We start from the raw sequence: 10,860 nt of genomic DNA, 5'->3' as shown, positions 1-10,860 counted from the left end.
CGGCGGTGCTTTCGGCGTAGGTACCAGCCTGGGCGGGTGCTCCTGCAGCGAACATGAGACCGCCTGCGGTGGCGACGATGATGGCAGGCTTGCCCGCGTTTACCGCGTTGGTCTTGGCTGTGTGGGCCAGTCCCGCTAGGGCGATTGAGTGGGTGGGGGTGGCGCGGTGGCGCGCTGAAATGGGCGTACGTGACATGGTTCTTTTGCCTCTCCCATGCCTGCGGGGTGAGCTGTCGGGTTCGGATGGGAGTCACCCGGCCGTCCTCTACCTATGGGCTACGCCTGCCATCGCGAACGATGCTGCAGGTCTAGCACTGGATAGTCAGATCGACTTAACCCCGAGGGTCACCGCGTGCGGTGGCCCGGTGGAAACGTGGTTCCCCCGTCCCTGCCATCTGGATTGTACGAACGGATCCCGGTGCAGCGGCAGGGCTCGGCATTCTGCGCGGGAAAATGATCTCGGCGGGGTGCCGTGAACACTCCATGAGAATACCCCACTGTGGTATTTAAGTCACGTTAAGGTAACGTTGCGCTGCGGATCCGTACGACACACCGCAGGTTACGCATCCACGACCGGTGAATGGAACTAATTAGCTGCCCAGGCGTTCCAGAGAGGCCGCGGCATCGCTAATACTAGAGGTGGCTGCGTGAAGCGCGCAGTTGTGGAATGCACCAACGATCTCATCCCGGCACGCCCCGGGTGCATCGGTTGGTAATGAAAGGAAAGAATCGTGAGCGCCGGAGCCGGAACTCGAAGCAAGACTGAAGGCACTTCCGGGGCGGCTTCCGCCGCCGGGTCCCCCAAGTCAGGTTCTTCAATAGCTGATCAACCGGTGCCCATGCCCACAGTGCACGGTTATTCCACGGACAAGGGTGCCTACCTGCGGCGTTTGAAGCGCATCGAAGGACAGGTTCGCGGAATTGCGCGGATGGTCGAAGAGGACAGATACTGCATCGACATCCTTACCCAGGTCGCGGCGGTGAACAGTGCCATGCATGCCGTCAGTCTGGGGCTGCTGGAAAACCATTTGCAACACTGCGTCGTCGACGCGGCCCAGGAAGCTGGATCAAACGGCTCCTCTGATGCTGTCGATGCGAAGGTCAAGGAAGCGACCCAGGCGATCAGCCGGCTCCTGCGCTAACCTTTCCCATCACCTCGCTGCCCTACAGGAGTTGCCGCATACCTGGAGGAGGGCCGTAATGCTGGCGACCACACAAAACCGGATCTGAGCAGGCCGTCGTCAGCCGTCTTGGAATCGTTGGAGGTCCTTCCGTCCAGCCTGTGCAGGCGGTGACGATTTTACGCGTAGCGTAGTTCTAATTTCTGGTGCGTCTGCGGGTTTGCGCTTGGGTGTTCCCAGCCCGGTGAGCCCGCGTGGTTTATAGATCGAGAGTCCCAGCGCGGCGAAAAGGACGAGCAGTGCGGCGGCGGAATGAAGGATGGGTGAAAAGTTCGGCAGGATGTCGGAAGCAATGCCGCCGGGTGCTTGCTGTGCCGCTGCGCCAGCGAGGACGGAGAGGGTTTCCATATACAGCAGGAGCACTGCCGTGGCTACGACGGTGATCAGCAGTTTGATGAGCACCCAGTAGTGCCTGATAAGGCCCCACGGTGTTCCGATCGCCTGGATGACCCCGGTAAGGAGTGTCAGAACACTCAAGGGAAGGAGTGCGGTCCAGCCGATGATTTCCATGGTCGTGTAGGCGGCGCGCATGGTCCATTCATCCGCGGTGTTGTACGCGGTGATGGCCAGGCTGAGGAATGCTGCCACGGCACCGAGCCACCCTACGGAGGAAGCGACGTGAGCCACCAGCGCCGCCTTGCGCAGCCGGGGCGGCATGATCACAACAGGATGCTCTCTGCAAAACCCGGGGTAGCTTGCTGTGAGCTCCCCCGGGACGAGTGCATGCCGGGACCGTGTTCCCCACCGAGGAACATCACGACGACCAAAATTACCACGACAGCTAAGGCGGTGAGGGCGAAGATTTTCACCCACCGGGGAACCCCGGAGCGCTCCTGTGCGGCTGGGTTTAATCCCTTCGGTTCGCGATCGGATTCATTGGACATATCCGGGATTCTTTCTGTCGCTCGACTTTACTATACAGACTGTATAGAAAAACAGGGTGTGGCGTGGTGGCGGCCAGTACATTGGTGGTATGCCGAAGCTCTGGACCAACACTGCTCAAGAGCACCGTCACGCGGTTCGGGCGGCCGCTTTGGACGCTGCGGCTGCCCTTATTGCAGAGATAGGCATACGCGGCGTCTCCATGACCCGGGTCGCGGAACGGGCAGGGATCACCCGGGCAACGCTTTATAAATACTTCCCGGACGTCGAGGTGCTGCTCGGTGCCTGGCATAAGCGGCAAATCAGTGAACATTTGGCCGCGTTAGAGAAGATCCGCTCTGAGACGGCCGGCACTGGACGACAGTTGCAGGCCGTCCTCGAGGCCTATGCCCTGATGCTCTTCGACAAGCAGGTCCACGACGCATCCTCTCCAGCCCTCCACCACGGCACCCATATCGACCATGCCCACAAACACCTTGAAGCCTTCATCGCGGACCTCATCAGGGCAGATCTCCCGGACGGGGCCGCGGACGTGGCCATGGACCCGGCAGATCTTGCCCGCTACTGCATCCATGCCGTAGGTGCCGCCAATTCACTTTCCTCACGGGACACTGTTCCAGTGCTCGTGGAGCTCACCGTCAGCGGGATCTACCGCTAAAGCACCGACCCTTGCAGGTTCTCCACCGCTACTGGTGATTCGACCTGATGTCCGTGAACGTCTGACCATTATCGTTGGATACCTGGACGCTGTCCCCGGTCGCAACCCAGATCCGCAGCATGGAGTCGTCGATCGTGTGGGCTGCGATCGCGGCTGTCTGCCCGGGAACGGTCCCCTGCTCGACCCAGGTCAGACCAGCGTTGCTGCTGGTGTAAACCCGGCCATCGGGTGTGATTCCGGTGGCCTTTCCCTCGGAGAGGGACGTGAGCATAAGTAGTGGCGCTCCGGGCACGGCTGTCCAGGTTGCGCCGTTGTCGGTGGAGCGTTGCACAGTACCGCACCCGCCGCGGGTGAGAGCACAAAACCGGCAAAGGCCAGTACGCCGGCCGCCAGCAGGACAGCGAGCACGTTGCACCCGGTGGCCCAGACAAGGTTCTGGATCATTTTCCGCTAACTGGCCCCGGACACGTCGATCATAGCCAGGATTTATCGCAGATCGTTCCCGGCCAGCACGACATCGGCGGATTCCATCGCGACATAGGTGCCGGCACAGATCGCGATACCAACCTCTGACCGGGCCAGGACCAGGGCGTCGTTCACGCCGTCGCCGACCATCGCTACATTCAGTCCGCGTGACTGCAGCTCGGCGGCCTTTGCACCTACCCGCGAGGACGCCGATGTCGCACAGGTCGCCTGGAGCTACATAGGTGAGGTTCGTGTATATACATCAACACGGACTGAAACGCCGCTGGCTCCACCAAACCCGGCGCGGCACGTTGGGGCAAAATGATCGACGAGGAAGAGCAGACCGCCGCCGCGTGATCGAAGACAAACTGTCCGATATGTGCTCGGTCTTCTTCCGAAATGTTGCGGTAGCTCGGTCGGAGCGCATCGGCGTACTGCAGCAATGGGAGCGATGAGCCAGCGGTCATCGCGGGTATTCCAGCGAAAAATTCATGCACACCAGTTGCGCAGCTGCCAAGGAACGTCAGAGCAGCCGGAGCTTCGGACCTTGGTCGCTCAACTCGCTGTCGGTTACGGTTGACTCTTTGACGGCGGCCCGAATCAGGTCGGCAAACCGGATGGCTTCGTCGACGACGCTGAGGAACTCCTTTATCTCGGCGTCGCTGAGTTGCTCCGCGAGTTCGGCCGGTTCGAAATGCGCCCACCATCCATTGAATTCCCGCCACGTTCGAGAGAACGCGCTCGGACGCCAGCGCTCCGGTGTCACTCTCTCGGTGCGCACCGTGGGCCGATGCTGGTTCTTCGAGAGCTTCTGCGTGCCTTTGGCTCGTGTAAGGGCTTCCTCGGAGAGTCGCGCAATGTCATTGACCCGGTTCGTAACGATTGCGTTGGTGAAATTCCGCATCCGCGTGTACGTCGGATGTACTGGCCCACCCGCCTGAATCAGCTCCAGCTCGCCGGCAGCCTGTGCGCGTACCAATTCCGGCTGAGAGAAGTCGACGGCCATTTTTTGGAGCCACGTAATCTTCTCCAGCGTTGTGTGAGAGGCGCCGCCCGGGATCATTGTCGCTGCTTGCTTGCGAGCTTCACCAACCAGCGACGACGGCCGCGCAAAATTTGCGGTGCCGTCATTGCTCGGCTGGTGCTCGCTGCTGAAACGCGTCGCTTCCTGACGTCTGGCGGCGTCCTCGGCCATGACTTTCTTGATCTCGCTGTAGAGCGAGGCGTTCTCCAATTGCGTGAGCGGTTTGTGGAACACATTGTCATCCTGCTCCGCAAGGAGATGCGCGAGTTGCCCCGAGATGCCTGATCGCACCCATACCTTAACTGTTGTCCAGCCGAGGTTTTTGATCGCCGCCAACCGCCGGGCGCCACATACGAGTACCCCGTCGGGAGTGACGGTGATTGGTTGCAAAAGTCCATCACGCTCGATGGAGGCACCGAGAGCGTCGACATCCCCGAGGTCGGCGCGATGACGAATGCCGACCTGGATGGAAGAGACCGCACGATCGAGTTCGATATGGCCTTGTGCGCCGCCCATCATTCACCGCCTCGGATCGGTGCGGTCACAACGATGGACAGCACAAGATGGTCATCTCGCAGAATCGATTGCACTGTCTCGCCAATCACCAGTCGCAACAGCACACCCCGCCCCACGGCGGTCGCACGGAGCGCCGGATGCGGATTACCAAGCAGAGCCTTGAGCAGCGTCGACCACGAGTCGGCTGGGAGATCGAGGAATGCCCGCGCATGCTTGTCGTGTCGCAGCGACTCATAGGCGGATGCCCGGGACCCGGCTTTCGCAAGCGCAGCGCACACGTGCTCGACCGAGGTGCGCGCGGTTTCGGGCGGCCACCCAAGGCCCGTGATCAAAGCTACGCAGTCTTCGACAGCGGCGAGCGCCGATCCTTCGGAGCCCGTCTCACCGGTGTCCTCGGCTTGCCCGCTGGCGCCGTGCTCCTCGGTCACTTGGAACGCGGGGTGGTAGTCCGACAGCGGAGTCTCACGATCAGAGATGCGCTCAGGATCGTGAAACACGGAGACATGCGGGCGACGCGCTTGGTGCGTGGAGCAAAGCAAACCTCGCGCCCGCTCCTCAGCGATGCAGGTGATGCGCACCGCATGCGTGATCACCGCCCACGGATCGTTCGCGGCTCGCGTAGATTCGAAGCGCATTACCTCGAACGCGGCGCTCGCCGCCTCCCAGGGGTCGAGACCGTGCTTGCGAGCGAGGGCCGCGTATTTGTGAGCCGTGTATGCGACGAGGTCGGCGGCAACGCAGTCGTATTGCCACGCATGCGTGCCTGCGGTGCGGAGTCGGTTGAGGATCGCGCGCAGTCCCTCGCTGGTGGTGAACTCTTCGGCGGCTTCCGCTCGCCTCGTCGTGGTTGTCATGATGGTGGCATCTACCGGCAGGCAGGTTCGCGCCCGTTCCCCGATGCGGCCTTGTCGGGAGCCGAAACCTCAATCGCATCCGGTGTGCCGGTGGCCTTGGCGACGTCGCTGCCGAACGCTTCGGAGTGCCGGATAACATCCTTGTCAGCATTCATACTGGCCCTCCACCTCCGCTGTGTGGCGACTGCCATGACGAAACCGTCAGCGCATCGGACTTGGACTTCGCAGTCGGGCATTGTGTTCGCGCCGGGCACCGTTACCTCCTTGGATGGAAGCGCGGCGATAGCAGCCCTTCCGGACAGAGCTGCGCAATTCGATGGTTCTCGTTGAGCATGCTCAAAGTTTTGTAGGGTTCTGTTGTAACACCAGTTTTGGGCATGCGCAACCCTTGATTTGAGCATGCCCAACGGCTATATTGAGCATTCTCAATACCCTGTTTGGAACAAACCCAACGTCGATGCCCTGCCTGACCCGACGGAACGGATGATCAACGAAAATGACCGAAGACGAGAACAAGGCAGCAGCGCAGGACCTCGCGAAGCGTCTGCGGCTCCTGTTGGACGTCGCAATCGCCGAATCAGAAGGCTCCGAGCCGACCTACTCACAGATTGCGGCCTACCTCGGTCAGCGCGGAATTAGCCTGTCGAGGTCCCGGTGGACGTACATGGTGAACGGCCACAGGTACGTGCAGGACTTCGCGGTATTCGAGGGTTTGGCAGCGTTCTTCGACGTGGACGTGGCCTTCCTAGTGGGGAAAGATAGCGCGGCGATTCCCGCCAAAGTGAGCGCGCAGTTGGACCTCGTCCGTGCGATGCGAGCGGCCAAAGTGAAGTCATACGCGGCCCGCACGCTGGGGGATATTTCGCCGAAGGCGCTCCAGGCGATCAGTAGGTTCCTGGATGAGGAAATGACACGCACCTGAGCGGTAACGATGTCTCTCTACACGGAGCGGACATCGACATATGCTCCGGAGGAGGGCGACTACACCGTGAACACCGAACAGACCGTGTCGACGGCCCTAGCCGCCCTCGCGCTGGGCAGCGTTTTTACGTTCGATGACTTGGTCGGAGCGATGCAAGATCGTAGGCAGCGCACTCTACGTGTCGTCGAACTCTCGGATCTCGGCGACCGCGACGGTCTCTGTGCTGTGTGGCTGATCACAGAGTCCGAAGATCTCGTCCTCCACGCTCACAGCGACTCGGTGCTGCATCGCCAGCAGTTCGTCCTCCATGAGTTCGCTCATATGTTCCTTGGCCACGGCGAGGGTGGCGAATGCTTGGTTGAAGAGGTTCTGCTCCCCGACATACCACCACACACACGCGGGCTTTTGCTCAGACGGCAAGATCTCGATTCCGACAGCGAGATCGCTGCCGAGTACCTGGCCGATCAACTCGCCGCCGCGATCAGAGGATCGGCATTCGCGGAATCTCGCTACTCGGAGATCTTCGGATGATCCAGACGCTCGTCGCGGCACTCATGTGGCTACTCGTGGCGAGCCTTCTCGTCCTACGTCGCAGGCGCACAGAGCGCAGCATCACCTACGCCGCACTGACCATTTCCATCGCGATGACCCTCAACGTGTCCTCAATCTACACCGCCGTCGATGCGGTGCTTGGGGCGACAAATATCGCAACACTTCTCGCGGATGGCGCGTTGATGATCGGGCTCTTTTTCCTCGCACGAGGGATCATGAAGGCTGGAGAGTATCGCCCTGGACTGGTGCGCGTTGCCTTGGGTCTTCCGGCGCTCCTCATCTCGCTCCTCGGGATCGCGGTCACTTTTCTGCTCATCGACCGAGGGTCGACGACGACAATATTCATGATCGACCTCGGAGCCCAGCCAGCGGCGGCCACCTACTCGATGGTCGTCTTTACCTACTGCGGAATCGTGGTCGCAGCGATGGGGATCCTCGCGGGGCGTCAGTATCGCCTCAGCGATGGGGCTTATCGCATCCCCATGCTTCTACTGCTTCTCGGGTCGACTTGTGGAGTCGCACTGTGCTTAGTCGTGCTCATCATGGATGTCGCGCACGTCGTTGGCGACCTCGATCTGATGGATGCAGCCGGCACGTCGTACGGTCCCCTCTACTTGCTAACGTTCGTTTTCCTGTGCACCGGCTTGGCTGGGCAACCAGCCGTCCGCTACGCGCAAGGCCGTGCACGGAGCGTCAGAACCGCTAGTTTGGTAAGGCAGCTGGATCCGATGTGGCGTCGGGCGACGGTCGTTAGGCCCGGATTGAGCCAGACGGAAGCCTCTGCCTCCAGCATGAAAAACCTTGAGACGCGGCTGCATCGAGAGGTTGTCGAGATCCGCGATGCCATGATCGATCCGCGCATCCATTTTGGGGTGACCAAACACGACCGCGCCCTGCTGGAGCGGGCTGAGGGACACCTCCTGGGCGTAACCGACTCCACTTCGACTCGCCAAGGACCCGAACGGGGGCGCGCATGACACGCGCGCTGGCCGTGAGTGCGGCGTTCCTAACAGCGTCTGGGTTAGGGCTAGGTTGCGTCATTGCTCGGCGGTTGACGGCATCCGCGGGCCTACGGCAATTTGATCTTGTCGTTCGTGACGTGGAGCGCGACGGCGATAGTCGCCTAATCGTCTTGGACCGAACGCTCCAGACAGTCGCGGATGGCATCTACAACCTATGGTTCGAAAATGGCGGCTGGGCTCAACTCTCCGACGAAATCCTCGCCCGAGGATCGGACCGGATCGCACGGCGCGTAACAAACTCCTCTCCAGACTCCTCCCTGACGATTGGAGCGCGCGCCTCATGGAGCGGTATCTACTTCGCGAGCCCGACTGATGCAAGCCTTCCCATGCGGGAAGTCGCGTTCGATACCGCCGTGGGGAGTGCGCCGGCCTGGCTTGTGGAAGGCAAGGACGCCCGCCCGACTTGGGCGGTCCACATTCATGGCTTGGGGAGTGCCCGAGCTGGCACACTGCGTGGTGTGCAGGTCGCGACCGATCTGGGCTACACGTCACTCGTCATCAGTTATCGGAACGATGGAGAGGGGCCGAAGGTCGGCTCTGGCCGGTCATCGCTTGGATTCGCGGAAGCTGAGGATGCCGAAGCTGCCGTGCATTATGCAGTGCGGCACGGAGCACATCGGATTATTCTTTTCGGATGGTCGATGGGTGCCGCAATCGCGCTGCAACTCGTCGGCAGTGCACGCTACCAAAGCCTGATCGCTGGGGTTGTCCTGGAGTCTCCGGTGCTCGACTGGGTCGCGACGATTAATGCGAATTGCGTTCGCAGCGGGCTGCCCGCTGCAACAGGAATCCTTGCCGTTCCGTGGCTCACGCTGCGCCCAATGTCTCAGATGATGGGTCTGCCAACGGCGATCCCGTTGCGGGATCTCAGTTGGGTCGCACGCGCAGCAGAACTCGCTGTGCCCATACTGATCATTCACGGGAACCGAGATGACTCCGCTCCAATTCGCGTCTCGCAGGAGCTTCGCGACCTGCGTCCCGACCTCGTCGAGCTCAAAACCTTCAAAGCTGGCCACACACTGGCATGGAACTCTGACCCCGAACGCTGGCGATCCACGGTCACGACGTGGCTCTCAACACACGTTAGCGCTGACGACGGGTGGGATCTTCCACGCCCCTACAAGCCGATTTAAGCAGTACAGCTCTGGTCTGTATCACTCGGAACGTTGGCCCGCACGAGCGGAGATGGAGGGCTAAAGCGACGAGTGGTTACATCGGTTAACGACATCGCAGTTCACTGCGGACTACGTTGTTAGATCCACGATCTGGCTGCCAATGCCGGTTCCGCTCTCTTCGAACGTCGGCTACCGGGCGATCATCTTCTGGGATATTCGGGCCAGAGTTCGGGCTCCTCGTGATGGTAATGAATTGACGCCGCGGATACGCTGCGGCCGTGTCCAGCCATTGTGTATCGCCGTGAATCGCCTGCTGTCGTGAGCACATGCCTGCCGAAGTGTTCTCGGTATCCCAACGCCTGCATGCCGCGGACGCCTTCGTTGTCGTCACGCCGGAGTACAATCACAGCTCCCCGGCGTCCCTGAAGAACGCTATCGACTGGTCCTACGAGGAATGGCAGACCAAACCGGTGGGGTTCGTCAGCTACGGTGGCATCTCCGACGGTCTGCGTGCCATCGAGCACCTGCGACCAGTGATTTCCGAAGTCCACCATAGTGGTCTTATTCGAAACATCGACCTGAAAAATGCCTTGGCAAAGGTCTTCAACGGATAACCATGAAGAGCCGCCCGAAGGGGTGGCTCTTTTGTCTTGGGCCGTGTGCGCGGCATGGAACGCTTTCGCAGCGTGAATGGCTTCCTCGGCGGTCTTGCCGCATGCGAGTGCGAGATAGCCTTCGTGGGAAGCGAGAATCGAGGCGACGGGCTCAGCGAACTCGGCGGTTACTTCGTCATCTTCGACAAGGATTTTTTTGAACATCGCCTGGTTGAGGTTACGCCGCTGTTCGTCGTCCGCGCGCTCATATAGTTCACCAAGGTTGCTGAGCAGGTCCAGGAACGCCTCCAGATTTTTGACACCGACCGCGAGATCGCTGGTGACGGTCGAGAGCTGTTTTGTAACACGCTCGCGCTGGCGTTCGATGTCGGTCAACCTGGTGCGCACCTTCGCACGCGCAATCGTGCCGTCGGCGGCTAGGTCAAGAAGGTTCTCTTCTTTCGCTGACAGGACGGCGAGGGTCTCCTTGAGCTGGGCTTGAAGTTGGCGGTCCGCGACTGCTTTTTTGTCCAAGGCCGTTCGGATCGCCGTTCGGGCTGTTTGGACGAACGCGGGGGACAACTGAATGCGGGCGTACTGGTCGGCGACCGCTCGCTCTACCCGCAACGTGTTGATGTAGCGGCTTTTGCAGTCGTTGGTGGTGCGACCAGCACAGAAAAAGTATAAGTACTCGTTGCCGCTGCGACCAAGTGATCTAGCGATGACCATGCGGTGGACGATGTCACGTTGGTGGCAGCTGTTGCAGTACAGCGTGCCCTTCAGATAGTGATGGTGCAGGCGCCGACGCTCGCCAGCTGCTCCGCGACTGTCAAGCAGTTCCTGAACCGCCGTGAATGTTGATTCGGACACCAGCAGTTCATGACGTCCGGGATACTCGGCGCCACTGTAGGTGACTATCCCCACGTAGTACTTATCGCGGAGAATCCGCCCGAAGTAACTTGGCGCTACGGCTTTGGAAGGTCGGCGGGCGGTCGGTTTGGAATCCAGTCCACGGTCGAACAGGGTTTCAGCCAGACTATCGAAGGTGTAATCACCGGTTGCGTAGAGGGGCGGGG

The 10,860-nt window shown here is 60.7% G+C and carries 13 protein-coding genes, 2 pseudogenes and 1 riboswitch (1 of these 16 cut by a window edge); of the genes and pseudogenes, 6 read left to right on the top strand and 9 right to left on the bottom strand.

The window, feature by feature from the left end; translation table 11 throughout:
• A pseudogene (locus tag B384_RS0108040) lies at positions 1-196 on the bottom strand (C40 family peptidase); the annotation flags it as partial.
• A 4-nt stretch (positions 197-200) separates the two neighbouring features.
• A riboswitch (cyclic di-AMP (ydaO/yuaA leader) is annotated at positions 201-415 on the bottom strand.
• A 316-nt stretch (positions 416-731) separates the two neighbouring features.
• Here B384_RS0108040 and B384_RS0108035 point away from each other — a divergent pair.
• Positions 732-1,142, top strand: coding sequence for a metal-sensitive transcriptional regulator (locus B384_RS0108035; protein ID WP_019482603.1), 411 nt, complete (start codon positions 732-734; stop codon positions 1,140-1,142).
• Between the two features lie 99 nt (positions 1,143-1,241).
• Here B384_RS0108035 and B384_RS0108030 read toward each other — a convergent pair whose 3' ends face one another.
• Both B384_RS0108030 and B384_RS18285 read right to left on the bottom strand, forming a co-directional pair.
• Positions 1,242-1,838, bottom strand: coding sequence for a hypothetical protein (locus B384_RS0108030; RefSeq protein WP_035766754.1), 597 nt, complete (start codon positions 1,836-1,838; stop codon positions 1,242-1,244).
• A gap of 2 nt (positions 1,839-1,840) precedes the next feature.
• Positions 1,841-2,065, bottom strand: coding sequence for a hypothetical protein (locus tag B384_RS18285; protein ID WP_019482601.1), 225 nt, complete (start codon positions 2,063-2,065; stop codon positions 1,841-1,843).
• Between the two features lie 89 nt (positions 2,066-2,154).
• On the opposite strand from B384_RS18285, the gene B384_RS0108020 reads away from it, so the two are divergent.
• Positions 2,155-2,721 carry a TetR/AcrR family transcriptional regulator gene (locus B384_RS0108020; protein WP_026041042.1) on the top strand — a complete coding sequence of 189 codons (567 nt, stop codon included), beginning with the start codon at positions 2,155-2,157 and terminating at the stop codon, positions 2,719-2,721.
• A 28-nt stretch (positions 2,722-2,749) separates the two neighbouring features.
• Here B384_RS0108020 and B384_RS21070 read toward each other — a convergent pair whose 3' ends face one another.
• The 5 genes and pseudogenes from B384_RS21070 to B384_RS20545 form a co-directional block, all read right to left on the bottom strand.
• A complete protein-coding gene (locus B384_RS21070) occupies positions 2,750-3,052 on the bottom strand; it encodes a WD40/YVTN/BNR-like repeat-containing protein (protein WP_237715264.1) in 303 nt (100 codons plus the stop codon).
• Positions 3,048-3,375 (bottom strand): annotated as a pseudogene (locus B384_RS20105) (heavy metal translocating P-type ATPase); the annotation flags it as partial. The gene B384_RS21070 and the pseudogene B384_RS20105, both read right to left, overlap by 5 nt.
• A 334-nt stretch (positions 3,376-3,709) precedes the next feature.
• The gene (locus B384_RS18275) at positions 3,710-4,726 is read right to left on the bottom strand and encodes a ParB N-terminal domain-containing protein (protein ID WP_019482597.1); all 1,017 of its coding nucleotides are present in this window, start codon (positions 4,724-4,726) and stop codon (positions 3,710-3,712) included.
• Positions 4,726-5,580 (bottom strand): hypothetical protein, encoded by an 855-nt coding sequence (locus tag B384_RS0108000; protein ID WP_019482596.1) that lies wholly within the window; start codon positions 5,578-5,580, stop codon positions 4,726-4,728. Before B384_RS0108000 ends, B384_RS18275 begins: the two co-directional genes overlap by 1 nt.
• 11 nt (positions 5,581-5,591) lie before the next feature.
• Positions 5,592-5,735 (bottom strand): hypothetical protein, encoded by a 144-nt coding sequence (locus B384_RS20545; protein WP_019482595.1) that lies wholly within the window; start codon positions 5,733-5,735, stop codon positions 5,592-5,594.
• 341 nt (positions 5,736-6,076) lie between these two features.
• Here B384_RS20545 and B384_RS0107990 point away from each other — a divergent pair, with 341 nt between their 5' ends.
• From B384_RS0107990 to B384_RS0107975, 4 genes are all read left to right on the top strand, one after another.
• Positions 6,077-6,502 carry a hypothetical protein gene (locus tag B384_RS0107990; protein ID WP_019482594.1) on the top strand — a complete coding sequence of 142 codons (426 nt, stop codon included), beginning with the start codon at positions 6,077-6,079 and terminating at the stop codon, positions 6,500-6,502.
• Positions 6,503-6,568: 66 nt separating this feature from the next.
• Entirely contained in the window at positions 6,569-7,033 is a 465-nt protein-coding gene (locus B384_RS0107985) for an ImmA/IrrE family metallo-endopeptidase (RefSeq protein WP_035766752.1), read from the top strand.
• Positions 7,030-8,031 carry a DUF6545 domain-containing protein gene (locus tag B384_RS0107980; protein ID WP_019482592.1) on the top strand — a complete coding sequence of 334 codons (1,002 nt, stop codon included), beginning with the start codon at positions 7,030-7,032 and terminating at the stop codon, positions 8,029-8,031. Before B384_RS0107985 ends, B384_RS0107980 begins: the two co-directional genes overlap by 4 nt.
• 155 nt (positions 8,032-8,186) lie before the next feature.
• The gene (locus B384_RS0107975) at positions 8,187-9,209 is read left to right on the top strand and encodes an alpha/beta hydrolase family protein (RefSeq protein WP_019482591.1); all 1,023 of its coding nucleotides are present in this window, start codon (positions 8,187-8,189) and stop codon (positions 9,207-9,209) included.
• 182 nt (positions 9,210-9,391) lie between these two features.
• Here the strand turns inward: B384_RS0107975 and B384_RS21490 are convergent, their stop codons facing one another.
• Positions 9,392-10,860: the 3' portion of a recombinase family protein gene (locus B384_RS21490; protein ID WP_443110855.1), read on the bottom strand. The gene runs 19 nt beyond the window's last position; only the last 1,469 of its 1,488 coding nucleotides appear in the window; the start codon falls outside the window, past its right edge — the gene reads right to left on this strand; it ends in the stop codon at positions 9,392-9,394.

Origin of the sequence: Arthrobacter sp. TB 23 (assembly GCF_000294595.1) — a bacterium.
Taxonomy (GTDB): Bacteria; Actinomycetota; Actinomycetes; order Actinomycetales; family Micrococcaceae; genus Arthrobacter_D.
Note: the sequence above shows the minus strand (reverse complement) of the source record. Positions and strands in the feature narration are given on the sequence as shown.